At 56.2% G+C, this 25,410-nt stretch carries 21 protein-coding genes; 13 read left to right on the top strand and 8 right to left on the bottom strand.

What is annotated here, in order from left to right; genetic code table 11:
• Window positions 1-68 precede the first annotated feature (68 nt).
• The 12 genes from H9I52_RS17555 (at window position 69) to H9I52_RS17500 (ending at window position 15,430) form a co-directional block, all read left to right on the top strand.
• Window positions 69-1,496, top strand: a complete 1,428-nt coding sequence (locus H9I52_RS17555) for a hypothetical protein (RefSeq protein ID WP_187454941.1) — start codon at window positions 69-71, stop codon at window positions 1,494-1,496.
• A 105-nt stretch (window positions 1,497-1,601) separates the two neighbouring features.
• On the top strand, window positions 1,602-1,994 hold the full coding sequence (locus tag H9I52_RS17550) for a hypothetical protein (protein ID WP_139515011.1): 393 nt from the start codon (window positions 1,602-1,604) through the stop codon (window positions 1,992-1,994).
• A gap of 207 nt (window positions 1,995-2,201) precedes the next feature.
• A complete protein-coding gene (locus tag H9I52_RS17545) occupies window positions 2,202-3,650 on the top strand; it encodes a hypothetical protein (RefSeq protein ID WP_139515010.1) in 1,449 nt (482 codons plus the stop codon).
• Between the two features lie 187 nt (window positions 3,651-3,837).
• Window positions 3,838-7,308: a hypothetical protein gene (locus H9I52_RS17540; RefSeq protein WP_187454940.1), complete on the top strand. Its 3,471-nt coding sequence runs from the start codon at window positions 3,838-3,840 to the stop codon at window positions 7,306-7,308.
• Window positions 7,308-7,694, top strand: a complete 387-nt coding sequence (locus tag H9I52_RS17535) for a hypothetical protein (RefSeq protein ID WP_187454939.1) — start codon at window positions 7,308-7,310, stop codon at window positions 7,692-7,694. Before H9I52_RS17540 ends, H9I52_RS17535 begins: the two co-directional genes overlap by 1 nt.
• Before the next feature lie 14 nt (window positions 7,695-7,708).
• Window positions 7,709-8,104, top strand: a complete 396-nt coding sequence (locus tag H9I52_RS17530; RefSeq protein ID WP_187454938.1) for a DUF6678 family protein — start codon at window positions 7,709-7,711, stop codon at window positions 8,102-8,104.
• Window positions 8,105-8,159: 55 nt separating this feature from the next.
• On the top strand, window positions 8,160-9,695 hold the full coding sequence (locus tag H9I52_RS17525; protein ID WP_187454937.1) for a hypothetical protein: 1,536 nt from the start codon (window positions 8,160-8,162) through the stop codon (window positions 9,693-9,695).
• A 202-nt stretch (window positions 9,696-9,897) separates the two neighbouring features.
• On the top strand, window positions 9,898-11,358 hold the full coding sequence (locus H9I52_RS17520; RefSeq protein WP_187454936.1) for a hypothetical protein: 1,461 nt from the start codon (window positions 9,898-9,900) through the stop codon (window positions 11,356-11,358).
• Between the two features lie 21 nt (window positions 11,359-11,379).
• Window positions 11,380-12,063 (top strand): hypothetical protein, encoded by a 684-nt coding sequence (locus H9I52_RS17515; RefSeq protein WP_139515006.1) that lies wholly within the window; start codon window positions 11,380-11,382, stop codon window positions 12,061-12,063.
• A 200-nt stretch (window positions 12,064-12,263) separates the two neighbouring features.
• A complete protein-coding gene (locus H9I52_RS17510; RefSeq protein ID WP_187454935.1) occupies window positions 12,264-14,462 on the top strand; it encodes a prolyl oligopeptidase family serine peptidase in 2,199 nt (732 codons plus the stop codon).
• Between the two features lie 81 nt (window positions 14,463-14,543).
• Window positions 14,544-14,774, top strand: a complete 231-nt coding sequence (locus tag H9I52_RS17505; protein WP_187454934.1) for a hypothetical protein — start codon at window positions 14,544-14,546, stop codon at window positions 14,772-14,774.
• 128 nt (window positions 14,775-14,902) lie between these two features.
• Entirely contained in the window at window positions 14,903-15,430 is a 528-nt protein-coding gene (locus H9I52_RS17500) for a GNAT family N-acetyltransferase (RefSeq protein WP_187454933.1), read from the top strand.
• A 107-nt stretch (window positions 15,431-15,537) separates the two neighbouring features.
• Here H9I52_RS17500 and H9I52_RS17495 read toward each other — a convergent pair whose 3' ends face one another.
• The 8 genes from H9I52_RS17495 to H9I52_RS17460 all read right to left on the bottom strand — a co-directional run bounded on the left by H9I52_RS17495 (window position 15,538) and on the right by H9I52_RS17460 (window position 22,942).
• On the bottom strand, window positions 15,538-15,840 hold the full coding sequence (locus tag H9I52_RS17495) for a DUF4286 family protein (RefSeq protein WP_139515003.1): 303 nt from the start codon (window positions 15,838-15,840) through the stop codon (window positions 15,538-15,540).
• Window positions 15,841-15,866: 26 nt separating this feature from the next.
• Window positions 15,867-16,154, bottom strand: coding sequence for a YciI family protein (locus H9I52_RS17490; RefSeq protein WP_139515002.1), 288 nt, complete (start codon window positions 16,152-16,154; stop codon window positions 15,867-15,869).
• 16 nt (window positions 16,155-16,170) lie between these two features.
• On the bottom strand, window positions 16,171-16,620 hold the full coding sequence (locus H9I52_RS17485; RefSeq protein ID WP_187454932.1) for a DUF6526 family protein: 450 nt from the start codon (window positions 16,618-16,620) through the stop codon (window positions 16,171-16,173).
• 92 nt (window positions 16,621-16,712) lie between these two features.
• Complete coding sequence (locus H9I52_RS17480) at window positions 16,713-17,084, bottom strand: hypothetical protein (protein ID WP_139515000.1); 372 nt, start codon at window positions 17,082-17,084, stop codon at window positions 16,713-16,715.
• A 98-nt stretch (window positions 17,085-17,182) separates the two neighbouring features.
• Window positions 17,183-18,430, bottom strand: coding sequence for an MFS transporter (locus tag H9I52_RS17475; protein ID WP_139514999.1), 1,248 nt, complete (start codon window positions 18,428-18,430; stop codon window positions 17,183-17,185).
• 95 nt (window positions 18,431-18,525) lie between these two features.
• Window positions 18,526-19,479, bottom strand: coding sequence for a cation diffusion facilitator family transporter (locus H9I52_RS17470; protein ID WP_187454931.1), 954 nt, complete (start codon window positions 19,477-19,479; stop codon window positions 18,526-18,528).
• Between the two features lie 174 nt (window positions 19,480-19,653).
• A complete protein-coding gene (locus tag H9I52_RS17465; protein ID WP_187454930.1) occupies window positions 19,654-22,116 on the bottom strand; it encodes a TonB-dependent receptor in 2,463 nt (820 codons plus the stop codon).
• A 481-nt stretch (window positions 22,117-22,597) separates the two neighbouring features.
• On the bottom strand, window positions 22,598-22,942 hold the full coding sequence (locus tag H9I52_RS17460; protein ID WP_187454929.1) for a hypothetical protein: 345 nt from the start codon (window positions 22,940-22,942) through the stop codon (window positions 22,598-22,600).
• A 509-nt stretch (window positions 22,943-23,451) separates the two neighbouring features.
• Here H9I52_RS17460 and htpG point away from each other — a divergent pair.
• The gene (gene htpG, locus H9I52_RS17455; protein WP_187454928.1) at window positions 23,452-25,284 is read left to right on the top strand and encodes a molecular chaperone HtpG; all 1,833 of its coding nucleotides are present in this window, start codon (window positions 23,452-23,454) and stop codon (window positions 25,282-25,284) included.
• Window positions 25,285-25,410: the final 126 nt, after the last annotated feature.

Raw genomic sequence — 25,410 nt, 5'->3', positions numbered from 1 at the left:
TACAAGCCTGCTTTCGGAATAAAATTTTATACTCGCATCAGCGTTCCACCCACAACCTGACGGAGCCGATGGCAGTACGCATGGTTGCGGCTTCGGCCGGTAGTCTGTACTTTGTTTCGATGCGAATACCTGTTTTGCCCCGTCTGTTTCCCCTGCTGGCGGCCGCGTTGCTGACGCTGCCCGGCTGCTATTCCCGCGAAGACATGAAGTCCGATTCGGGTACGGCCAGTTCAACGCCCGCCGAAACTACCGAAAAACCCGCCGTCGAGCCGGCCGATGGCACGGCTGTGGCACCGCCGCCGGCAGCGGCAGTTGCCGGCCCGTTGGCAACAGTTAATGTGTTTCTGGAAGTATCGGGCTCGATGGAAGGCTTCATGCCCAAACCCGGTGCCGACGCCCAAAATACCCGCTTTCAGCAGCATGTAGCGCAGTTTTTGTCGGACCTGAACCGGAGCCCCGCAGCTCAGCGCAAGACATTTTACCGCATCAAGGAGAAGCCCTACCGCGACTCGTACCAACAACTGGAAACGACGGTGCGCGAAGGCATTCGGGAGGCGGCCAGCAGCACCAGCATCCCCACGATTCTGGATACGTTGGTCAGCCATTATTACCAGCCCAATGCAGTCAGCATTCTGATTTCGGACTTCATTTACGCGCCGCGTAACGCCGGAGCCATGCCCTACATCAAAACCGACATTACCGACGCGCTCAACCGTGCGGGCCGCTCCGACTTGGCGGTGTCGGTATATGGCTATACCTCTGATTTTCACGGCGCTTTCTATCCGGCCATGAAAACGGCGGCCCACAAAATCAACGGCTGCTGCGATACCGATATTCCGTATTATTTCTGGGTGATCGGTCCGGCCGACGCTGTGCAGCGCTTCGATATCGCGCTGCTCGAACGCCAGCCGGCTCAGCAAGCACACTTTGGCGTAACGTATTCACAGCCAGCATATTCACTGCTCGATAAGTTTCAGAACAAAGGTGCTTGGTATTACGGCGACCAAGGCGCCAGCAAACGCACAGCGGGCGCGAGCTATCATACTGTGGCCATGCAGGAAGTATCTGTTAGTCAGCCTGTTGAGTTTGTCGTGGGGCTGAACATGAAAGCCCTGCCCGCGCTGTACCGCGACGTAAAATACCTGAAGCCGAATCTTCAGCTGCAAGCTCAGGATACCGACGCCAAAGTGCTGGATGTGTTTGCCGCCACCGACGACACACGCAACAGCAGCGGCCCGCAGTCGCAGTACACGCATTTTGTGAAGGTGCGCGTCACCCGTGTTGGCCGCGGTGCTCGGCCAGTGCAGCTGGTTCTGCGCGACCAACGCCCCGCTTGGGTGAGCCAATGGACCACTAAAAACGACAGCAACATCAACCAAGTTGGTGCTAAAACCTTCGCCCTGAGCAGCTTACTCGATGGCGTGGCCGGCTTATATACCAACGAAGAAGAAAAACCCGTTTTTACACTTCCGTTGACCCTGCAACTTGCCAAATAGTGGCGCGCAGCATTTGCTTCGCGTATTGTCCGCTCCGTTAGCCGGTACGCTAACGACCATCGTTCCACGCTGCGTGAAGCTGGTGCTTTGCGCTACATCCGTCTTATGAAAAGCTTCTTCCGCTTTCTCTACGAACTCATCGGCACCCCGCAGCCGCCGTCCGAAACGCCTCTGTATCGGGATGTCATCTTCCCGAATGTGGGCCTGCTCACGCTCGGGATTTCGCTGGGGCTGGTGTTGATTTTCTACTACCTCATCAACCGGGCCATGGGCGTGGCCACCTTTAACAAAGTGCGCCATTGGGTTATCTTTTTGGTAATCAATGCGTTGCTGGCGTTCGTGGTGGCGATCTGGCAAGCGCACGCCCAGCAGGCCGCCGAGCATTCCTACATCTACTGGATGGCCACGCTCAATGCTTTTTACGGGCTGTTGTGGTTTTTCCTGTTCTCGATCATTCTGCGCAAAGGCTCGACCAACGCCAGCACGACACCTTTTTAAGCGGAATCGATCAAACCAGCACTAATTCCCCTGCTCAGCTGAGGAGGGGTTAGGGGTGGGTGGTCCGAGCGTTGTTTGAAGCGGATGTTCTCTAAGTCGCTCTTATAAAACAACATCAGCAACGAGCCAACCACCCCAGCCGCCGCTTCGCGACGGCGTCCCCTCCTCAGCTGAGGCGGGGAGTTTCGTTCAAATCAGTAACTCGCAATGGCTAAACTCTTTCTTTTCGGCATTGGCGGCACGGGCTCGCGCGTGATTCGTTCGCTCACCATGCTGCTGGCCTCGGGCATCAAGCTGCGCAACTGCGATCGCGTGGTGCCCATCATCATCGATCCGGATGCCCACAACGGCGACATGAACCGGACGGTGAACATGCTCAAGAGCTACCAGCAGATTTACAGCCACTTAGGTCCGCGCGAAGAAGGCTTTTTCGAGACCGACGTGAGCACGTTGAGCAGCATTTCAGCCGATACCAACGGCGGTGTGAAAGACACCTTTGTGTTCGACTTCGGCGGCATCAACCAGAGCTTTCGCCAATATCTGCACTACGATCAGCTGTCCGTTGACTCAAAAGGGCTGGTAGAATTGCTCTTCACGCAGGACAACCTGGAAAGCCCGCTGACCATCGGTTTCCGTGGCTCGCCGAATGTGGGCTCTGTAGTGCTCAACAAAGTAGTGGAGTCGCCGGAGATTCGCTTTTTTGCCGACAACTTCCAGGAAGGCGACCGTATCTTCTTCATTTCCAGTATTTTCGGTGGAACTGGCGCCGCGGGTTTTCCGCTGCTGCTCAAAAACCTGAAGGACCAAAACACCCGCCTCAGCAATGCCCGTTACCTGCGCGACGCCATCACGGGCGCCGTGACGGTAATGCCGTATTTCGCGCTTCAATCGGAGGATAATTCGGTTATCGACTCCAACAGCTTCCTGACCAAAACCAAGGCTGCCCTCAGCTACTACGAGCATAACTTGCAGGGGCTGAATGCGTTGTATTATCTGGCCGATACGCCCGATACGCCCTACGAAAACCAGCCCGGCGGCACGGCCCAGCGCAACAAAGCCCACGTGATTGAGCTGCTGGCGGCCCTGAGCATCGTCGATTTCATGCAATATCCGGATGCGGAGTTGCGGGGCAGCGGCACCCAGTTTCACGAGTACGGCCTCGGCACCGATGCGCAGGAGATCCAGTTTAGTCACCTGCCCGACGAGTCGCGCGAGATTGTGGCCAAGCACCTCACGCAGTTGCTGTACTTTACGCGCTACCACAAGCAACACCTAGCCACCGACAAAGCTCCCTACCACGACAACCTGAATCTGGACTACGCTATGCGCAACGAGCCCATTTTCAGGGAGTTAAGTAATTTCCTGCACAGCCCCGAATTCGGGGTGGACGAATGGCTGAAAGAGCTTTCGCAAAACCGCCGCGCCTTCCGTCCCTTCGACCTGACCACCGACGACTTCAACGTGATGATTGCCGGCAAGCCGGTCGAAAAGAAGTGGAACGACTTCTTTAATAAAGGCCTGAGCCACAATTATTTACTGGATTCGCTGAACAAAGCCGAAAAAACCATCGCCGAGCCCGACAGCTTCCGCAAAATGCTGGCGCTGTTCTACGACGTGACGGATAAGGCATTTGAGGAGAAGGTGAAAGTGGTGTAAAAAGAACGACCAACTCCCCGCCTCAGCTGAGGAGGGGATGCCGTCGCGAAGCGGCGGCTGGGGTGGTTGGCCCGCGTGCTGAGCTTGTTTAGTTGCCCCTGTAAACAACGCCGTTACCACCCCGCCCTTCGGGCACCCCTACTTAAAATAGGAGGGGAATTAGATTACTACTCAACTGACAATCAGGATGCCCAAAGTCCTTCGCTTACATAACAACGGTACCCAGCAGATTGAAGGCTGGCAGAAAACCGCCCCGATTACCAGTACCGAAATCAACACGGTGACCGACCCCACGGGTGGTCGCGCCAAGAACGTGGCTGTGTCCATCCCGACGCCCTTTGCGCGGATGCACCTGTTCGAAACGGCGTTTGATTTTCTGGCCCGCGAAGGGCAGCGCAACCCCGGCAGCGTGTACCACGAGCTGGTAACGCACTTCTGGGACTTATTTGAGCTGCTCTACAACTACCATCTCTACACGCAAGCCGGGCGCAAAATCACGTTGCGCCGCTGGAATGCGCAGGCTGAGGTGCAACGCATGCGCGCCGACGAAGGCACGCGCCTGCTGGGCGAAACCTTGCAGCTGTTTTTGCAGGACGACCGCTTCCGCGACTTCACCGATATGTATTTGGTGTTCTACGAGTCGCCGAATCTGCCCGGCGGACCGCGGCTCTTGGGAGGCACCTCGCCGCTGACGCTATTTTTTACGGCCCCGACGGTATTCCCGCTGGATTTGGAGCGTCCTCAGTCGCGTGGGCATTACTTTGATAATCAAGTAGTTCTGCTGGAAGACCGCGGACTCGCTTTTCGTGAGTTTGTGTACGAACTGTTTTTGGCGTATCCGCAGTTGCAGCGCCGGGAGTTTGCCGGAAGCGTATTTGCCGGCCTCGACCGCTCGCGCATCAACCAGATGCAGATGCAGGGCGAACACACCGCGGCCCAGTTTGCCACGAAGTACCCCGCACTACCCGATTTGCAGGGCAACCTGGCCAGCATCAAAAACGTGCCGCTGCCCGGCCGTGCCGACCAGTCGGCTGTAATGAGCTCCGACTTATTTATTGCCGCTACCCGCGACCTGAGCAACGGCAAGCTGCGCCCGCTGGTGTTGCGCCCCAACCTCACGATGGCCGGCGCCAACTACCTGAACGGCCAACCTTGGGATGACCGCACCCCCGTACCGTACGCCGACGAACTGACGCTGGAAAACCGCGTGCTGCCCGGCAAAGGCTTCAAATATCCGTACCTCACCGTCGGCGACTTCCTGGAAGATGCGTTGGTGGAGCTTCCTTATGAGCTTAACACCCAGCGCTTTCATACAGGCAAAGTCACGTTTCAGTACGGTGCCGATACACAGGGTCGGGCGCGCTTCCCATACTTGTTGCCGCTGCGGCAGGCGTTCTTCGAATATTTCACGGAGCACGATCTGGCGGAGTTGCTGACGTTTACCATCGACCTGAACCACGTGCGCGTGGCCCTTCGGATTCCGGTGCAGGGCGGGCGTTTCATCACGTTTGAGCGCAGCTACTACCAGAATCCACAAAACCCCAAGGATGCGCAGGGCCGCGAGATTCCGGAGAAAGGCCGCATCGTACGGGCCAATATCGGCCTGGGCGTGTTCCCGTTCTACAAAATGCGCCAGCAACCCGAGTACAACGACTTCTACAAAGTTATGCTCGTGGATGCCGACAACTCGCCAACTATGCTCCAGCGGCGCTACGATCTGAAGTTCTTCGCCGGTGGCGACCAGATTACGGAGCAGGGCGCTTCCAAACGCGCTACCCGCTTCGAGCGCACCCAAAAAAGCGTTGCCACGGCCGGCAGCACCTACTACGAAATTACCGGCACCCATTTCGACATTGCCGAGCTGACGTGTCCGCCGGCTTTCCACGGTGCTGAGCCGGCCCGGGGTCTTATCGTGCCGCGCTGGCGTGAGCTGGATCGCGGCACGCGCCGCTTCACGTTTGCCGTCGATTTTGGCACCAGCAACACCCACGTTGCTTATGCCGATGGGCCCGCGGCACATCCACGGCCGTTTACGATCGGGGAGAGCGACGTACAAGTGGAGCTGCTCAATGCCCCGCTGCCCGACACCGGCTACTCGGCGTTTCAGCGCTACATGCGCGGCCCCGGCCAGCTCATCGACGTGCCGCTGATCCAAAACCGGGAATTTGTGCCCAGCATTATCGGCGAACAGGGTTCGGTGTATGAATTCCCGATCCGGACGGCTGTTTGCGAAACCAATGCCTATGCCAACGAGCCAAGTAAAGTGCTCAGTAACATCAACATAGGTTTTAGCATCAACACCGAAACCAACCAGCCGCCCCAAAACCGCTTCGTAACGAACTTGAAGTGGACGGCTGAGCTCGACCCGCAGGGCGTGTCGCGCATCGGGGCCTTCTTCCGCGAAATTCTGCTTCTGATGAAGCACAAAGCGGCGCTGCATGGCGGCATTCTGGAAGATACCCGCGTGGTATGGTTTGCGCCCCTGAGCTTTGATGCTTTCCTGCGCAACCAGTTTCAGCAGGTGTGGGACGAGGCGTTCCAGCAGGTGTTCCGGACGCGCCGCACGACGCAGTTTGTGTCGGAGTCGGTGGCGCCGTACTACTACCTCACCGCCACCAACCAAGTGGTGCCCAACCGCGACGAGAACGTCATCAACATCGACATCGGTGGCGGCACTACCGACTTGCTCATCTTCGCCGATCAGCGGCCGGCCTTTAGCTCGTCGTTCCGCTTTGCCGGCGACGATCTGTGGGGCGATGGCTATGCCCGCGTGCAAGGCGCGCCTAAGCAAAACGGTTTGCTGCGCCTAGGTGTGCAATACGTTGAGAGTCTGCCCGATAGCGAGGAAAACCAGGAATACAAAGGCTACCTGCGGGCGGCGCTGCAAAACCCCGATTTCAGCTCCGCCGACGTGACGAGCCTGCTGTTTGCCTACAACGACGCCTTGCGCTTCACCCAGAGCCTCGGCCTCGGCAAAGGGCGCCAACTGCGGGTGCTGTTCTATTTGCATTACACGGCTATTATTTACCATGTGGCGCAACTAGTTCAGCATCTGGGGCTTAAGGCACCGCGTTATTTATGCTTCTCGGGCAAAGGCAGCTTGTATCTGCGGCTGCTCAGTGGAGGCAGCAGCCTGGCTGCGATTGAGCGCATCACGAAAGCCGTGTTTAAGGGTGCGACGGGCGTAGAGCCGCCCGCCAACTTCCGCGTCATTCTGGCCGATAACCCCAAGGAAGCTACCACCAACGGCGGCGTACTGTTTGAAGACAGCTCGACCAGCCACGCCGATTTCGACAACATCCGGACGGTAAAATACAGCGGTGCTATCGAAGGCAACGACATCGAAAGCACGCGCCTGAAGCTGCCGCAGGTAGACGCCGCCCTCAAGCAAACCGTGCTCGACAACACCCGCCGCTTCCTCGACCTCGTGCTCGACGGCGACGAAGTAGCGCCGCTCATGCGCGACGTGGGTGTCGACGTGGATCGCACGCGCGTGAAAGACTTCCTGCTACGCGAAATCGAAGACAGCCTCAGCCTCGGCCTGCACCAGCTCGATAGGCAGCTAAGCCAGGGCGAAACCCTGCCCGAAACGCTGTTTTTCTATACGCTGAAGCAGTCGCTGTACAACCTGAGCCGCGAGCTGATTTCCAATGGCTGATGGTAGATCAGGAAGCCGCTTTCCTAACGGAAGTACTGGACTTGGTACCAAAGAATTCGGTATTCAGCTTTTTTGCCAGCTACGATGATTTACTTGCTGATATTGAAACTGCTGGGTATTCCTCAATTGAGCCCCGAACATATAAAATTCCTCTGTCTGAAAAGTCGAAGTTGCTTAAGCTAATTCAGCTTAAGCGCATTCATAAAAGCATTGATCACTTTGGTATCATGCAAGACCAAGAGTACCTGTTGCAAGCATATGACCATATGATGCACACTTGGCTTTCTAAAAAGGTCAATGTTAGCCAAGACTTCATCGACAGATATAGGCTAATTTCAGAGGGCAAATTCTGGCTAGTTGGTGAATTTTCTGAATTGGATAACTAGCGAAACATCAGCTCATGCGCAAAGCCAGCAAAGACCCGATAACAGAGTTTCTGTACACCAATCAATTCTCGTCCGTCATGAACAGAACAAAGTGGGGAGAGTTGGCTGATGCAATAAGATCAAATCCGGACTTTTACCCTTCTGTGCGCATCAAGTACCTAGACGAAGAAGTCTCAGGAACTAGGTTTGCAGGCTTGGATTGGGAATGGGTAAAGTATGGAGATAGCCGCGTAATCGAGTGGATGGACATTGACTCGACAAAACGAACTCATATTGGTCGGCTGGTTGGTGATCAAATTACCGACTTCAGTACTTGGGTCAGAGCGTCTCTTCAGCAGCATTCGATACCATTCTCAGAAGCAGATGGAATTTTCAGAATTAATGGCTATTTGAAGCCAAATGATAAATGAAATTCATCGAAACTGTAATACTGATCAGCATTCCTGCTCACCCTTCTAAGCTACTATGACTTTTCTCCGCTGCATTACTTTGCTGTTTGCTGGATTGCTGTCTGCAAGTGTAACACACGCCCAAACCCCGCTCGGCCAGCCTACGCTCGACGAGCAGAAGGCGCAGATCTGGTGCGCGACGGCCCGCTTTGTGTACGACGACAACAAGCGGCCCAACCTGAAAAACTCGCTTCAATGCAGCGGTTCGCTGAAAGAGTTTGAGAACAGCATCAAGGCAGATAGCCAGAAGGTGTATAGCGCACTGTACACGCCCCTTGAGAAGCGCGGCGTCATGTACAAGGGCTTGGGCTCGGACAAATCGCGGCTGCAAAAGCTTGCTAATGAGATTATTACCAAGCTGAAAGCTTCGCCCGCTCGCAAAGCCAGCCCGGCACGCATGCAGGCCTTGGCCGCCTTGGAGGCATCGCTGAAAAATTACGTGGAGAACGGCACTCCGCCCGGCGATGTAAGCTCCAATCTGGTAACGGAGGCGCAGGTTGATACCACGGCTACCACCGACGAAAGCACAGCAGCGGCCGTCGATTCGGATGCGGGTCCGGTGACGGATGCCAATCAGGTAGCCAGCACCGGCCGCGGCTCGGCTGGGGAAAGCATCATGAATAAATTCTTCGGACCGATCTCGCTGATTCTCTCGCTGTTGAGCTTATTCCTGTACGTGCTGCTGCGCCGCAGCATCAATGCGCTGGGCACCCGAGCCGACCGCCATCGCAGCGAGTTGGAATCGGTGAAAGCGGCGGCCAACTCGGCTCCGGCTGCCACTTGGGCCGGCCCAACAATGAAAAGCCTGACGCCGGAGTTGCAAAAAGAAATCGAGCGCTTGGTGCAGCAGCGGGTAGCTGAGCAACTTTCTGACAATCAATATGTTGCAAAAAGGGATAAAGCACCTGTTCCGGTAGCCGAACCGCCGCGTCAGCCGGCCCGCGAAGTGCCCAAAGCGCCGGTAGTTACCAGCGCGCCCACTGCCCCAACACCTGCCCCGGCTCCCTCGCCAACTCCTGCTTACGAAGAGCGGCCCGCCGCGCCTGTTTACGCCGAGCCCGCTCCCGCCTTAACTGAAACAAGCGTAGCTCCTGCCGCCATCCCTGCGGGTTCGCCGGCTACGGCTTCGCGCGATGAGTTTGATAGTCTTGTGCCGCCGGTGCAGCTGCCCGCTGCTGATACTTGGTCGGCCGCTACGCAGCCCGCACCGTCTGTCACTCCGCCACAACCTGCGGTTGCGCGTTTCTATGTGAAAGTGCCCGTAAACGGCGGTTTCAGCGAATACGATCTGCAGGAGCAACCCCAACACGACAGCATTTACGAGATCACGCTCAACCCGCAGCGCCCCGACGTGGCTACGTTCCGGGTCAATCCCAATCCGCAGGTGCATGCCTACGCCATCCAAAGCGCTCAATATTCGTTGCGCGATGCCTGCCGTTATCAGCAGCCCAGTACGCCCGTTTCGCGCATCGTAACTGATGAAGACGGAACCCTGCGCAAGTCCAGTGGCGCTTGGCAAATCGATCAGAAGGCAGCTATTCACTTTGAGTAATTGATTGACAATCAATTATATATAAAGAGCTAAAAAGCTAGCTCTCCGCCTTTTTTCAAGGAGGGGTTGGGGATGGTTATACTAGAGTAGAAACTAAAGCTAGTCTTCGTTCAACGGGTTTTACCACCCCCAGCCCCTCCTTGAAAAAAGGAGGGGAGCTAGCTTTTTAGCTCTAACTTTAGCGTGGTTATAGCTTCCGTTCATGATTGAAATCCTGCTCGAAATTGTCGTTGTGCTGGTAGTGGTGGGGCTACAGGTACGCACTTTTCTTAGCACCAAAGCCAATGCCCAACGACTAGGCCAACTGTACCCGCCGAAGGGCACGTTGCGGGTTGAGCATCGACTGGTAACGCCCGACGGGCACGATCTGCCCGATTATGCGGCCGACGCACCCGCCGATGCCTATCCGGCCGACCTTATTAAAGCGGATACTGCCACGGACGAGTTCCGCGAAATTCTGGTTGACACAAACGACTACCTGCGCCACAACAAGGGTGCTGCGGCCGATTTCGGCATTCTGAAGGACATCTCGGAGCGGCAGTCGGAGGTATTGGAAAATGCAGTGTTGGCCAACGTCGCGACGCCGCTGTATCTGGGTTTGTTGGGCACGTTCTTAGGCGTTATTCTGGGATTGGTAGGCATTGCGCGCAACGGCGTAACCGACGAAAATGCCCTTACGCCCTTCCTGACCGGCGTGCTCATCGCCATGACGGGTAGTTTTGTGGGGCTGTTGCTCACGCTGCTCGGTAACGGCTTGGTACGCGCCGCGCGCCACCAGCTCGACCAGCGCCAGAACAATTATTATACGTTCCTGCAAGCGCGCTTGCTGCCCATTCTGCACAGCGACATGGCCAGCAGCCTCACTAATTTGAAGGCAGTGCTGGACGCATTCAATCAGGATTTTGTGGGCAAGGTCACGTTGTTTGAGCCCATCATGGACAAGCTCACCGACAACATTCGGGTGCAAAGCAACTTCCTGGAAGCGCTCGACAAAATTGGGTACGACCAGATGGCTAAGGCCAACATTGCCGTATTTGAGAAAGTCCGGGAGTCGGCGGAGCTATTTGGGCAATTCACTGGCTATCAGCAACAACTAAACAAGATGCTGGCCGACGGTACCCAGACGGCTCAGCAAGTCAGCAGCATCCTAGACCGGCTAGTGGGCTTCGAGCGGGGCATCAACAACGTGGGCCAGTACATTGGGCAGCACGACAACCTCATCCAGCATCAGCTTGAGTTTTTCCAGCGCCACCAGCAGGAGATGAGCAACCTTGCGGCCCGCACCGAGCAATACTTCGACGACGCCAGCCTGCGCCTCACCGACCTGATGCAGCAGCGCCTAAGCTACCACGAACGCGATGCCCAGCAGGCCTACGAAAAGTGGGGGCAATACTTTCAGAAGCTCAACCACGACAACATATTCGAGCGCATCGTGCGGTACCTAGAGCCGTTTCAAGGCCTTAATAGTCAGCAAGATGCCTTGTCGCGCGACGTGACCGCCACCCAGCGCGAACTCATGCGCAAAATTGACTTGGACTCGCAGATTCAGGCCAAGCTGTTGTCGGAGCTTTCCAACCTAAATACGGTGCTGGTGAAGGCTACTTCCAAAAACCGTTTTCAACGGTTCATGGATCAGTTGTTTGGTGGGGTAAGGCCGCAGTAACCCCACATTTCATCTGTTTTCATGAACAATTCAACTTCTAACAACCGCCAATCCAACGACTTTTTCTGGCCCAGTTACGTGGACCTGATGACGTCGCTGTTTGTGGTGATGCTGGTGTTGTTCGTCTACAGCTTCAAGCTTTTTAAAGACCGAGAAAACGACCTGAAGAACGCCAACGGCGAACTGAAGGCCAAAGCCGAGGAACTAGAGCAGATTACCAAAATCAGACGCTCGTTGCAACGGCTTGAGGGTAAGTACTTTAAATATGACCCCGTAAATGAGCGGCACGAGTTGCTCGTGCCAGTGCAGTTCAAAGCGGGCCGCGACGAGATCGAGGAGCAGTACAAGCCGGCGCTGTTGCAAGCCGGGCGCACGTTGCGCTCGGTGCTGAAAAGCATCAAAACCGAGCAGCCCGTGCGCTACCTCGTGATCGTGGAGGGCATGGCGGCGCGTTACCCCCAGGGCGATCCGCGCAACCGGGCACAGGAGCAGCTTACGTACCAGCTCAGCTACCGCCGCGCCCTCAACCTGCTGAACTTGTGGAAGCAGAACGGCCTCAATTTCAGCCAGGACAAAGGCATTGAGCTGATCATCGGGGGCAGTGGTTTTTATGGCACGGGTCGCTACACCGCCGCCCGCGAAGACGAAAACAAGCGCTTTTTGATTCAGGTAATCCCCAAGGTAGGCCGCATTGGAGGCCGATGAACAAGTCGGCGGCTTTTCAGCGTGAAGTATAGGGTTGCTGAAGTGATTTCGGCTCTTGTTCGTAATCTTCTTATAATCAAAACGTTACATTTAAAAGGCTAGTTTGATTTAGCATCTAAATAGGGTTAATTTGCACTAAAGGTGAGTCAATCGATTTTGCCGGGGCTATCTTCGCCCAAATCTGCTCTGCACCCTATTGTATGCGAAAACTCACCTATCCGCTACTGGCGCTTTCGGCGCTGGCGGCTTGCCGTTCGGCTCAGCCGACTGTCTCTTCCCCGGCAAAACCCGCTTCGGGCTCGTATACGGCAGTTTCTAATGCACCTCGCCTCTCTGTGGAATACCCCAAAACCCGCAAAACCGACCACACCGACGACTACCACGGTACGCCCGTCGCCGACCCTTATTCTTGGCTCGAAAACCTCGATTCGCCCGAAACCAAAGCGTGGGTAGAGGCCGAAAACAAAGTCACGTTCGGCTACCTGGAGAAAATACCATTCCGCGACCGCATCCGCGACCGGCTCACCAAAATCTGGAATTACGAGCGCTTTGGGGTGCCCGAGCAAGAGGGTGATTATCTGTATTTTAGCAAAAACGACGGCCTGCAAAACCAAGCCGTGCTGTATGTGCAGAAAGGCATAGAGGGCCAGCCCGAAGTGCTACTCGACCCCAACAAGTTTTCGGCCGACGGCACCACGGCACTCGCCGGCACCTTCTTCTCCAACGACCACCGCTACATGGCCTATGCCACCAGCAGCGGCGGCTCCGACTGGAACACCTTTAAGGTGATGGACCTGAAAACCCGGCAACCACTAAAGGACCAACTGAACTGGGTGAAGTTTTCGGGCGCCGCCTGGGTGAAAGACGGCTTCTATTACAGCAGCTACGACGCACCCAAAAAAGGCGAAAATGGCTTGGCTGGCAAAAATGAGTACCACAAAGTGTACTTCCACAAGCTGGGCACAGCGCAGTCGTCGGACAAGCTGGTGTACGAGGACAAAGCCATGCCCTTGATCTCGCATCATGCCGGGGTTACGGAAGATGAGCGTTTCTTGATTATCACCCGCGCCAACGGCACCGACGGCACCCGCTTGTCCGTCCGTGACCTCACCGACCCCAAGCAAGCCGGCAAGTTTGTCAACATTGGCAGCAGCTACGAGTACCATACTAGCGTGGTGGGCAATGTAGACGGTAAGCTGCTGGTTTACACCGACTATAAAGCACCCCGCTACCGCATTGTGGTCGTCGACCCGAAGAAGCCGCAGGAAGCCAATTGGAAAGACTTGGTGCCGCAGTCTGACAATACGCTGGTTGAGGTGAGCCACGTAGGCGGCCGCATTGTGGCCAGTTACCTCAAAGATGCCAGCAGCCTGGTGAAAGTTTACACTGAGAAGGGCGAGTTTCTGCACGACGTCGCGTTGCCGGCCATCGGCACGGCTTCGGGCTTTGGCGGTCGGCGCGCCGACAAAGTAGTGTATTACGCCTTCACGTCGTTTACCTACCCGACGACCATTTACCGCTACGACCTTGCCAGCAACACGAGCACCGTGTTTCGGGCGCCCACCGTCGATGTGAAGCCCGACGACTATGTAACTACGCAGGTTTTCTACGCCAGCAAAGACGGTACGAAGATCCCGATGTTCATAGTGCACAAGAGGGGCATCAAACTCAACGGCCAGAACCCTACGTATCTCTATGCCTACGGTGGGTTCAATGTGTCGGTGACGCCGGCTTTCTCGGTGGCGCGCATGCTGTGGCTCGAAAACGGCGGCATTCTGGCTGTGGCCAACCTGCGCGGCGGCGGCGAGTACGGCGAAGCGTGGCACAAAGCCGGCATGACGCCCAACAAGCAAAATGTATTCGACGACTTTATTGCCGCCGCCGAATACCTCACGGTGCAGAACTACACCAATCCGCAACGGCTGGCCATTGCCGGCGGCTCCAATGGGGGTCTGCTGGTAGGTGCTACCATGACGCAGCGGCCGGACATTGCGCGCGTCGCTTTCCCGGCGGTAGGGGTAATGGATATGCTTAAGTTTCAGAAGTTTACCATTGGCCACGCCTGGGTGCCCGAATACGGCTCGTCTGACAACTACGCGCAGTTTCAGAATCTGTATAAGTTCTCGCCGCTACACAATCTGAAAGCAGGCACTGACTACCCCGCTACCCTGATCACGACCGCCGACCACGACGATCGTGTGGTGCCAGCGCACTCGTTTAAGTTTGCGGCTACCCTGCAGGGGCGAAATGCCGGCCCCAACCCGCAATTGATTCGGGTGGATGTGAACGCCGGGCACGGCGCGGGCAAGAGCACGGCGCTCCAGATTCAGGAGTGGGCCGACATTTGGGCGTTTGCGTATCAGAATATGGGCATCAATCCGTATCCGACCGGGCGTTAAGCACGTAGGAGTCTTTCGCGGGCGGCTTCGTATCTTGCGGCCCGAAAACCCAACTGCCTGTTCTTTTTCGGCTACCTCCATATGAAGAAATCGCTTCTGCTCGGTCTGCTGGCCGGCGCTTCGCTAACGCTGACCGTCACCTCGTGCAGCAACCCTGATTACAAAACCAACGACGACGTGACTGTGAAGCCGTTGCCACCCATTCCGGCTGCGGCCGACACAACCGGCGGCAAACCCGCTACCAATCAGCCCCGCGAAATCAACGCGGTGAACGCTACGCAGGACATCAAAAAGATGCAGCCCCAGATGTAATTTGGGTTTGTAAGCTCCCAATTTTCATCGCCCGATCGTAGCATAAGCCGCGGCCGGGCGATGTGCTTTAACACCCATCAGCCCGACAGTAGCCACCGCTCTCAGGGGTTTATAAACTACTTGTAACAATGTCACAATCAGCTATTTCCATTCGGCGCGGAGTAGAGGCCGATCTGCCGCAGGTTTTGGGCTTAATTCAGGAGCTCGCCGTGTACGAACGCGCGCCGGAGGAAGTCACCAACACGCTCGCCGACATGCAGCGCGACGGCTTCGGCGCCGAGTCCATCTTCAAATTCTTCGTGGCCGAGCGCGAGAACAAGGGCATTATTGGGTTGGCGCTTTTCTACACGGCTTATTCTACCTGGAAAGGGCGAATGCTGTACTTGGAAGACCTCGTCGTGACCGAAGCCGCGCGGGGCATGGGCATCGGCAAGCTGCTTTTCGATGCGGTGGTGGCCGAAGCGCGCGTTACGGGCGCCAACCGCATGAAGTGGCAGGTGCTGGAATGGAACGAGCCAGCCATTGGCTTTTACAAAAAAATCGGTGCGAACCTCGACCCCGAATGGCACAACGGCAACCTCACGATGGAGCAATTGCAAGCCTACGCCTGCGACCCAGCTATCGAAAGCGTTGTGACCAACATTACTCCTCAATAGAAGAACAAGGGTATTCGACGGTTGCCCACCTTCGTGCCCGTTATCCAGAGCGCAGCGAAGGATGACGGACGGATATAGTAGATAGAATGGTTTATTGTAACTAATTGCTATTCAACTACTTCCAGTACAGTGCGAAATGAAACGTACTGGCCCGGAAAGCGAGTTTCTAAGTTGGCGCTGATGCCGGGGCCGATTACGCGCTGGTATTCTTCCAGCTGCTCGACGCTAATGCAGTAAAACTGAGCGGCATACGTAATGCCATTTTCTTCTTCGTTGAGAAGGCGGCACAGTTGGCTGCGCAGGAAAAAACCCGTGGCCATAATTTCGGGCATGTGGGTATCGAGCATATAATCGACCCATTCTTCGGCTATTTCGGGGTCGAGGCTGCTGGTAACATTGTAAAGAATCATGAGCGCAAAAGAAATAAAAGAAAGACTTAGTTCAGCAGGTTTTCGAACCCCGTAGCCGTGCGCGACGGCATGAACTCCAGCACGTCGTAGCGAGCGACGCCTGCTTCTGTAAACGGATCGGCGGCTACCAAGGTCTCTACGGCGTCGCGTGAGGCGGCACGCGCCAAAATAACGCCGCCGGTGCGCGGCACCAACCGCCCGGAAATAAGGAACGTGCCGTCGTGGTAATGCGCCTCCACCCAAGCCATGTGCGCGGGCATCAGCGGCTCGATTTCGGCGAGCTCGGCCGTGTAGGTAAGCAACAGGATGAACATGCCGCAAAGGTAAGCCTCACACGCGCATCGTATCGAATTGGAAGTCGGTAATGCGGCCCTGAATGTCCTTTGGCGTAAGGTTCTGACCGACAGTAGCTTGTGCCAATGCAGCTAATTCGGCGTCGCCTGCAAAGCGCAACGACAGGATTTGCTTCAGTGCCAGTTGCTTTTCCAGCGGCCGGAAGCTCTGGCCCGTAACCTCGAAGTACCGCTGCCGCACTTCCAACCGAATAAGGCGGTCTTGGAGCTTGAGAGCGTAATGCTGGCGCAGCAGCAAGAGCACGCCCAGGCCCACCACGCCCAGCACCATGACCGAAAACCACAACCGCGAAATCTCGGAGTCGTCGCCGGCTACGTGGAGGTAGCGCCGCACGCCGTAAGCAGCAATAATAAAGGCAGCGGGCAGCAAAATGAAATGGTGCCAGACGGAGTATTTAGGTGTGTTTTTGGTTGGCAGATCAGCCATGAGAGCAGGATTGAAGGCGGAAGTAAAGCATACAAAAAACTCCAGCTAGCGGGCTGGAGTTTTTTGCTGTACGAAAATCAAGGGCGAGTCGCTTAGTTGGAAGCTTCTTTCGCCATCTTTTTCTGTGTTTTCAACAAGCGTTTCTCGTCGCGGGCTTGCTTTTGGGCCAGTTCTTTTTGGCGTTGGGCTTCGCGGTCGGCTAGCTTCTGCTCCTTGAGTTGGCTTTTCTGCGTGCGCAGCTGCTGTTTCTGATCCCGCATTTGGGCTTTGCTGTCTTTCAAAGCCTCGCGGCTATCCTTGGCTTGGCTTTTTTGCGCATCCAAAGTGGCTTTAGCGTCGGCAGCACGCTGCTGCTGTTGCTGCAAGCGCATTTGGGCGGTATCAGCCGCGGTTGGTGTGGTTTGGGCGGAAGCTGCGGCGGCCGTCAGCAGTACTAAAAATATGGCTCCGAATATCTTTTTCATGGCAGTAGGGGGTTGGTTTCTCCTAATACGCAGGCCAGAGGAGCATGTTCATAAAATGAATATTGTAAATATCTGTTTATTAGATAAATACAAAACTATCATTCATAGTAATCCAGGTCTTTGCCGTAGCTCTCGGGTAGTGTGCTGACGCTCCAGAATGCGATCAGCAGCGAAACTACGCCCAACGCAGTGGCGCTGCCGATGATGCCCAGCGGCCCGACCATGGCCTTAAACAGCGGCGTAAGCAGCACCACCGACCCACGGGCAAAATTGGGAGCTGTGGTAGCTACCGTAGCCCGTAGGTTGGTGCCGAACTGCTCGGCGGCCACTGTCACGAAAAGTGCCCAAAAGCCCACCGTAAGGCCCAAAATGAAGCAGACCGTGTAGAAAACAGTTGGCGTAGCGCCGCGCAATCCATACAGATACACGCCGACCAACGTGGCGCACAGTACCAAGAATAGCTGCAACGCCCGAATGCGGCTGCGCCACATCTGGCTGATCCAGCCGCTGGCGAAATCGCCGAACACCAGCCCGAAGTAGCACCAGAATACGCCCAAGCCCGCTGTCACTTCGCCCTGTACGCCCAATGCCCGGCCAAACTCGGGAGCCAGCGTAATCAGAATGCCGACTACAAACCACAGCGGCACCCCGATGAGCAGGCATTTGAGGTACTTGAGCAGCCGAGGCCCGTTGGTAAACAAGCTCAGGAAGTTGCCGCGCGCGACTTCTTCGCGGCGGGCCTGCTCAAACATCCCCGATTCATAGACGCCGACGCGTAGCGCCAGCAACGCCAGCCCCAGTCCGCCGCCAATGAAGTAGGCGTTGCGCCACCCAAAAGCTTCGCCCACCCAGTAGGCCAGCATCGCCCCCGACACGCCCACCGTAGCCACGATCATGGTGCCATAGCCGCGCTTTTCTTTGGGCAGACTTTCGGCTACCAGCGTAATGCCGGCTCCCAGTTCGCCCGCTAAGCCTACACCGGCTACCAAACGCAACCAAGCATATTGGTCGATGGTATGCACAAAACCGTTGGCGATATTGGCCAGCGAATACAGCAGAATCGAGCCGAACAACACCGACAAGCGGCCGCGCTTATCGCCTAGCACGCCCCACAAGATGCCGCCAAGCAGCATGCCGCCCATCTGCATGTTGATGAGGTAAAGGCCCAGGTCGCGCACGGCGTCGTTGGCAGTGATGCCCAGTTCGTTGAGGCTTTTGACCCGGACAATACTGAACAGAATCAGGTCGTAGATATCGACGAAGTAGCCCAGCGACGCTACAATGACGATGGCGCTGAACAGGGAAGCTGTTTTGGGAAGAGTAGGAGGGGCGGAAGAGGTTTGCATGACAATCCGGGTGAGTAGGAGTGCAGATTAAGCAGAATTCCCGGAAAGTTTGCGTTGGACGTAGCTTCTGAGGGGGCACAGCCGCCCTCCTAAAATCAGGTGTGCGAAACCGTTTTGCTCATGGCTACGCCGTCGCAGCAGCCTTGCTCATCGGCAATCGGCACAGTATCTTCGAGCTGCACGGTGCAATGTCCAATGCTAAACTCATGATTTATAGCGTGTTGTAATTCCTTTAAAAAGGCGTTATTCCCGTCGCCACCCGGCCTGACGAGGTGGGCGGTGAGCGCCGTGTCGCGGGTGCTAAGGGGCCACACATGCAGGTCATGTACTTGCGTTACGCCGGGTTGCCGAAGTAAAAAATCGCGCACGGCGTCCAGGTCGATATTGGCCGGCACGGCTTGCAGGCTGAGCTGCATCGTCTCGCGCATCAAACCCCACGAGCCATAAGCAACGATGCCCAGAATCACGAAGCTGATGGCAGGGTCGAGCCAGCGCCAGCCCGTCCAGATGACCAGTGCGCCGCCCGCTACTACGCCCACCGAAACGAGCATGTCGGTGAGCATGTGCAAAAAGGCCCCGCGCACATTCACATCGCCTTTCTGCCCGTGTCGGAACAGCCACGCTGTGAACCCGTTTACCACCACGCCCAAGCCCGCCAGCAGCATCACCATCTGTCCGTTTACCGGCTCGGGGTTGCGCAAATGGTCGATGGTATCCCAGAGAATAATGCCCAGCGCCGCGTACAGCAACGCCGCGTTTAGCAGCGCCGCCTGAATGGTGGCGCCCTTGAAGCCGTACGTATACCGAGCCGACGAAGGGCGCCGGGCCAGATGCGTAGCACCCCAAGCCAACGCCAGACTTAGTACGTCGCTCAGGTTGTGGCCCGCGTCGGAGAGCAAGGCCGAAGAATTAGCCCACAGCCCACCGGCCGCTTCCGCGGCCACAAACAGAAGGTTCAGGCCAATGCCAATGCCAAAAGCCCAGCCGTAATGCTGATTTTCGGGGGGGGCGTGGTGATGGTCGTGACCGTGGCTGTGGTTGTGCGCCATAGGAAAGGATGATTAACAGGCAGTAAGTAACGCTAACAACGCACGAATAACAATACGTTCTGGTTGTTTAGGTAATATATTGATAATCAAATGTTTATAAAAATTAAAACTGAGCTTTATCTAACGCTATGCCTAGAATTTTAGGTCGTTCTGGGCAGCTCTCTGATTTGGTAATTACTTAAACGACAAGGGTATAACGAGTTTTACGCTCAGGTTGCGGCCCATGTTGAATACGCCCGTGCGGCCATTGCTGGCATTATAAGCGGCGTATTTCAGGCGGCTCAGGTGGCTCTGGTAACCAACGTCGAACAGGTTGGTGCCCGTCAGAAACACCGAAAACAGCGTTTTGGCATTGGCGTTGAGCACATCCGTGCCGAGGCCGGCATTAAACAAGGTATAGCCCGGCGTGCGCGTTTCGGTTTCGAAGGCCGAATAGAAGCGGTTCTGGGCAAAAGTGTGCTCAATGCCGGCGCGGGCGTACAGGTTGCCCAGCCGCGAATGGGGCACCTTGCGGAAGTTTACCCGCACTTCCGACTGCACCCGGTCGGCGGGAATAAAGGGCAAGTAACGCTGGCCTTCGGGTTGGTTAAGCTGCACGGCGCGCACCATCGAATAGCTGCTTTCGAAGTGCAGCCAATCGAGCGGGTGCGGGTGAATGTCGATGGACGCTTCGCCGCCGTAGAGCCGGGCATCGCCTTGCTCGTAGAGAAACGCACGGTCGCCGGTGATGGCTATGGAATCGCCTGTGCCGGCTGTGTTTAGCAACGCTCTGGGAAATACGTAGTTATGAATTCTGTTCTGGAAGGCGTCCACGTTCAGGCTTACGTGGTCGGAAACGTAGCTGATGCCGGCGTCGAGTTGTAGGCTGGTTTCGGCCTTGAGCGTGGGGTCGCCGATTTCGTAGCGAATCGTGCCTTCGTGCTTGCCGTTGGAGCCCAGTTCGGCGATGTTAGGCGCCCGAAATCCGCGCGAAAGGTTGGCTTTCAGCACTAGCTTGTCGGTGGCGCTAAACGAGCCGCCCACGCTGCCTGATACGTTGCGGAAAGTCGATTGGAAGCCCGCAAATTTCTGCTGCTCACCCGGTGCCGCCGTTGGGCGCTGGTAGAGATCGAGGTACAGCGGGTCGGCGGTGATGCGGCGCATGTCGTAGCGCAGGCCGCCGCTCACGTCGAACTTGCCAAACGACTTTTTGGTCACCCCGAACACGCCGCCATCAAGCAGGCGATAGGCCGGAATCAGAAATTCGACGCCCTTGTTGACGTTGCTCTGATCCATGCCGCTGAGTCCGACGGTCGTGTTCCAGCCGTTCATTTCGGGCAGGAAATACCGCAGCGCGTAGTCGAAGGTGCGCAGCTGAAAAAACAGCGAAGTCTCGTTGATATCCAACGCGTTGCCAAACTCGCGGCGCAGGTTCTGCTGCCAGCCTACGTTGAGGGTAAGGCGGCTTTGGCCCAGAATAAAATTGTTGTCGGTCCCGATGCGGATGTGGTTGATCTGCTGCTGCGGCACGGCAAGACCATATCCGCGCAAGTCGCTATCCGAAACGGGCTCCTCTACCACAGCATCCAGCCCGTTGCTGGTCTGCTTGATAAAGCGCCCAGTCAGCGAGTCGCGGTCGCCTTCCACCAAGCCTACTTGCTGGTTGAAAGTGTTAAAGGTGAGGTGCGAATAGCCCCAGCTTTTGTTCAGGCCCACGTAGCCGTTGCCGTCGAGCTCGCGAAAACCGGAGTTGTACACGCGGCCGTCGTAGCGGTTGCGGTAGTCGCCCGCGATTTTGCCACTGCCGCGTACCAGCCAGTTAAACCCGTTTAGGTTGCCGGCATTCATCACAGAATAGCCCTGTAAGTGATTGTTTGACTGATAGTTACTGGCCAGTGAGCCAACGACTTTGCCGCTTTCCACGGGGTCGGGGGCCACGAAGTTGACTACCCCGGCCATGCCATCGGAGCCGTAGAGCAGGCTGCCGGGGCCTTTGATGATCTCGGCGCGGTCGATGCTAAACTCGTCGATTTCGATGCCGTGCTCGTCGCCCCACTGCTGGCCTTCCTGCTTGGCGCCGTTGTTAAGCGTGATCACCCGATTCGACGACAAGCCCCGGATAACGGGTTTGCTGATGCCGGCCCCAGTCGTGATCTGCGACACGCCGGGCGTGTGCGCAATGGCGTCTATGGCGTTGGTGGCTGCCGCTTGGTTGAGTTGCGTGCGGTTGACGACGGTGGTCGGGACCGACGAGCGGCGCATTTCCGTGCTCGCCGACACGCCCGTCACTACCACCTGCCCGATTTCGGTGCTGGCCGGCACGAGCGCAATTTCCAGCGGTTGGCCGGTGCCGGTATCCACGGTGCGGGCTACCGTCGAGTAGCCCAGAAACGTGACCTGCATCAGAAACCGGCCGCGGGGCAGGTTCGCAAACCGAAACGTGCCGTCGACGTCTGTGCTGCTTACCTGCTTCAGATCGGGAAATAATACAGTAGCGCCCGGCAGCGCTTCGTGAGTAGCTTGGTCGAAAACGCGGCCCGTAACGGGCACAGCCACGACAAGTGGGCGAGTGGGTGAAGCAGGCTTAGCGGCTGGTCGCTGGGCCACCGCTACGCCCGCCGCAAGCAGCAAGCTAAGCGTGATAAGCAATCGGAACATATAGAAGGTAAGGCAAGTAGCGAGTGAACGAGAAATGAGGCGTTTGGATGCGCTCATTTTCGATTGAAGTTGGTGCTCGGGTAGCGGTTGGGCGCTGGTTGCCTCGTTGCAGCTGGTTACTGCACAGCAGCATAGTCGGGAAGACAGTGCGCGTAAGCAGCTAGGGCACGAGCAAAAGCCCGACGGGAAGAAAACACCAGCCAACGGCCGGTGCCTTCCCATCAATTCTCCAAAACCAAACCAGGAGAAATCAGCGGGAGTTGTTTCTTGTTAACTCCCTCATAACAAATGTCTTGCCGTTCTGTCGGCGTCGCTTCAGCTTGAGTGCCCCGCGCTTCTGTCACGAGAAAGCGTACCCCGGCAGCTCAGAAAAGATCGGAGAGGTGATAACTAATTCTTTCCTCTTGTCGGGCCCGTTATGTGTGGGTTGAGCGGCGGGAAACAGTTACTATGAAGCAGTAAAGTTTTAATTGCCAAGCGGTTATGACCGGGCCGGCGGACCGCGCAGATACGAGGCGGAAGCGGCCGTAGTCAGCCATACCGATTTGGCCGTGATCGGTGCGAGCGGCGCGTACTGGGCAAAAAAGCGAAGCTCCAGGGGCGGAGCCGCCTGGAAAGCTGCATTGTAAAAGTGATTGGTGCCGCAGTGTTGGTGCTTGGCCGTCAGGAGGGCCTTGCCTTTCGAGGAGTGGCGGCGGGCGTTTTGGGCCGGCTCCTCGGTGGTGTGCCGGTGCCAGTGCAAGGCCAGAACCCAGGTATCTGGCAGCAACACTCGCACGAAGCAGAGCAGCAGCAAAAGAGCCAGATGGGAGCGGAGGGCTTGCATGAACAGGAAAATGACGCCGGCACAAAGGTACGCTTTTGCCGCTGCCTCTAAGGACTAATCAGGGCCGCCAAGGTTGCGCGACGCTTTTACCCAATGATAATGCGTCCGTAATTCTGGGGTAATAGTTGGTGCGTTAGTTTGTGCCGTAACTTCCACTGACCTCGGAAAGCCATGAAAACCCTCTATGCCTTCGTTCTCCGCCGTATTGTGGCCGCCTTGCGGTCCGACTCCAAAGCTGCCTCGGCCCGAGCTTCGGAAGAGTTATTTGTATAGTGCTATAACAGGTTTATAATCAATTATTTGTGTCGGATATAGAAAAGGGCGGCCGTAAGTGGTCGCCTTTTTTGTTGCGCAAACTGACTTCGCGGGGACGCCGTTGGGGTGCTGCCAAACTGACAGCCGCAGCAAGCGTGGAACAGGTTTTGAAACCGGCGGCTTCACGGAGTTGCGGCCGTTGAGCCGGCGATTCTGTCCGTTTTTACATTTCAAGACTCATTTACTAAGGCGCTATGCAAGAGACAGGTAGCATCTCGATTCACACCGAGAACATCTTCCCCATCATCAAGAAGTTTCTCTACTCCGATCACGAGATCTTTCTGCGGGAACTCGTGTCCAACGCCGTGGACGCCACCCAGAAGCTCAAAAGCCTCGCGCAGCTCGGTGAGTTCAAGGGCGACTTGGGCGAATTGAAGGTGCGGGTAACCGTAGACAAAGAAGCTCGCAAAATCACGATTTCCGACCGTGGCTTGGGCATGACGGGCGAGGAGATCAAAAAATACATCAACCAGATTGCGTTTTCCGGCGCTACTGAGTTTGTTGAGAAGTACAAAGACAAAGATGCCGCTGCTAAAGATCAGATAATCGGGCAGTTCGGTTTGGGCTTCTACTCGGCCTTTATGGTGGCCGAGCAGGTCGAAATCTGGTCGCAATCGTACCGCGAAGGCACAACGGCCGCGCACTGGACCTGCGACGGCAGCACGGAGTTTACGCTGGAAGATGCCGAGAAAGCTGAGCGCGGCACCGACGTGGTATTGCACGTAGCCGCCGATTCGGACGAGTTTCTGGAAGAGGCGCGGCTGCGGACCATCCTGACCAAATACTGCAAGTTCCTGCCCATCGAGATCGAGTTTGAGGGGAAAGTTATTAACCAGACGCAGCCCATCTGGACCAAGCAGCCCGCTGAGCTGACCGACGAGGACTACACCAAATTCTACCAGGAGCTGTATCCGTTTTCGGAGCCGCCGCTGTTCTGGATTCACCTCAACGTCGATTATCCTTTCAACCTGACGGGCATTCTATATTTCCCGAAGGTGAAAGACGAGATGCAGTTCCAGCGCAACAAGATTCAGCTGTATTCGCGCCAAGTATTCATCACCGACGAGGTGAAAGACGTGGTGCCCGAGTTCCTGATGCTGCTGCACGGCGTCATCGACTCGCCCGATATTCCGCTGAACGTGTCGCGCTCGTTTCTGCAAGCCGACTCAAGCGTTAAGAAAATCAACACTTACATCACCAAGAAGGTCGCGGACAAGCTCAACGAGCTGTTTAAGAAAGACCGGGCCGGCTACGAGGAGAAGTGGGGTGACATTGGGCTGTTTGTGAAATACGGCATGCTCTCGGACGAGAAGTTTTACGACAAAGCCAAGGACTTCGTCCTGCTGCAAAACACTGCTGGTAAGTACTTCACTCTCAATGAGTACCAAGAGCATGTACAAGCCAACCAGAAGGACAAAAACGACCAGACGGTGATCCTGTACAGCACCGATCCGGAGGCACAACACTCGTTTGTGGTAGCCGCCACCGACCGCGGCTACGACGTGCTGAAACTCGATGCCGTACTCGATCCGCACTTTATTGGGCAGCTGGAGCAAAAGCTGGAGAAAACGACCTTCAAGCGCGTGGATGCTGATACAGTAGGCAAGCTCATCGAGAAGGAAGAAACCACCGAAAGCGTGCTCAGCGACGACGACAAAACGCGTTTGCAGGAACTGTTCACCAAGTCCATCAACAACGAGCACATGCACGTGCAGGTTGATGCGCTTTCTCCGCAGGATGCGCCGGTTGTCATTACGCTGCCCGAATTTATGCGCCGCATGAAGGATATGCAGCGAGTGGGCGGTGGCGGTGGCATGGCCATGTTCGGCTCGATGCCCGACACCTACACAGTAAGCGTGAACGCCAACCATCCGGTAGCCCAACGCGTGCTGAACGCCGAAGACGAAGCCGGCCAGAAACTTGCCCGCCAAGCCTTCGATTTGGCGTTGCTCGCGCAAAATATGCTGAAAGGCGAGGCCCTGACCGCGTTTGTAAAGCGCAGCGCTGATTTGCTGGCCGCCGAATAAGCAGCTGGTTAGTCTTAAATAGTATACGTAGTTTTAAGTAGTACAAAACCTGTTGGCTCACGAGTCGGCAGGTTTTGTTGTTTTTTGACGTAGCCATTCTGTAGCCACATGATACAGGCTCGCCTT

This window comes from Hymenobacter sp. BT491 (genome assembly GCF_014349165.1).
Classification (GTDB): Bacteria; Bacteroidota; Bacteroidia; order Cytophagales; family Hymenobacteraceae; genus Hymenobacter; species Hymenobacter jejuensis.
The sequence above is the reverse complement of the archived record's forward strand: the minus strand, read 5'-3'. Positions and strand labels throughout refer to the sequence as shown.

Excerpts from the sequence above, each read along its gene's own strand:
- H9I52_RS17475 (WP_139514999.1), bottom strand. The coding sequence starts at position 18,430 with ATGCAAACCTCTTCCGCCCCTCCTACTCTTCCCAAAACAGCTTCCCTG.
- H9I52_RS17480 (WP_139515000.1), bottom strand. The coding sequence starts at position 17,084 with ATGAAAAAGATATTCGGAGCCATATTTTTAGTACTGCTGACGGCCGCC.
- H9I52_RS17465 (WP_187454930.1), bottom strand. The coding sequence starts at position 22,116 with ATGTTCCGATTGCTTATCACGCTTAGCTTGCTGCTTGCGGCGGGCGTA.
- H9I52_RS17525 (WP_187454937.1), top strand. The coding sequence starts at position 8,160 with ATGACTTTTCTCCGCTGCATTACTTTGCTGTTTGCTGGATTGCTGTCT.
- H9I52_RS17460 (WP_187454929.1), bottom strand. The coding sequence starts at position 22,942 with ATGCAAGCCCTCCGCTCCCATCTGGCTCTTTTGCTGCTGCTCTGCTTC.
- H9I52_RS17470 (WP_187454931.1), bottom strand. The coding sequence starts at position 19,479 with ATGGCGCACAACCACAGCCACGGTCACGACCATCACCACGCCCCCCCC.
- htpG (WP_187454928.1), top strand. The coding sequence starts at position 23,452 with ATGCAAGAGACAGGTAGCATCTCGATTCACACCGAGAACATCTTCCCC.
- H9I52_RS17485 (WP_187454932.1), bottom strand. The coding sequence starts at position 16,620 with ATGGCTGATCTGCCAACCAAAAACACACCTAAATACTCCGTCTGGCAC.
- H9I52_RS17555 (WP_187454941.1), top strand. The coding sequence starts at position 69 with ATGGCAGTACGCATGGTTGCGGCTTCGGCCGGTAGTCTGTACTTTGTT.
- H9I52_RS17505 (WP_187454934.1), top strand. The coding sequence starts at position 14,544 with ATGAAGAAATCGCTTCTGCTCGGTCTGCTGGCCGGCGCTTCGCTAACG.
- H9I52_RS17550 (WP_139515011.1), top strand. The coding sequence starts at position 1,602 with ATGAAAAGCTTCTTCCGCTTTCTCTACGAACTCATCGGCACCCCGCAG.
- H9I52_RS17495 (WP_139515003.1), bottom strand. The coding sequence starts at position 15,840 with ATGATTCTTTACAATGTTACCAGCAGCCTCGACCCCGAAATAGCCGAA.
- H9I52_RS17490 (WP_139515002.1), bottom strand. The coding sequence starts at position 16,154 with ATGTTCATCCTGTTGCTTACCTACACGGCCGAGCTCGCCGAAATCGAG.
- H9I52_RS17520 (WP_187454936.1), top strand. The coding sequence starts at position 9,898 with ATGATTGAAATCCTGCTCGAAATTGTCGTTGTGCTGGTAGTGGTGGGG.
- H9I52_RS17500 (WP_187454933.1), top strand. The coding sequence starts at position 14,903 with ATGTCACAATCAGCTATTTCCATTCGGCGCGGAGTAGAGGCCGATCTG.
- H9I52_RS17530 (WP_187454938.1), top strand. The coding sequence starts at position 7,709 with ATGCGCAAAGCCAGCAAAGACCCGATAACAGAGTTTCTGTACACCAAT.
- H9I52_RS17545 (WP_139515010.1), top strand. The coding sequence starts at position 2,202 with ATGGCTAAACTCTTTCTTTTCGGCATTGGCGGCACGGGCTCGCGCGTG.
- H9I52_RS17510 (WP_187454935.1), top strand. The coding sequence starts at position 12,264 with ATGCGAAAACTCACCTATCCGCTACTGGCGCTTTCGGCGCTGGCGGCT.
- H9I52_RS17535 (WP_187454939.1), top strand. The coding sequence starts at position 7,308 with ATGGTAGATCAGGAAGCCGCTTTCCTAACGGAAGTACTGGACTTGGTA.
- H9I52_RS17515 (WP_139515006.1), top strand. The coding sequence starts at position 11,380 with ATGAACAATTCAACTTCTAACAACCGCCAATCCAACGACTTTTTCTGG.
- H9I52_RS17540 (WP_187454940.1), top strand. The coding sequence starts at position 3,838 with ATGCCCAAAGTCCTTCGCTTACATAACAACGGTACCCAGCAGATTGAA.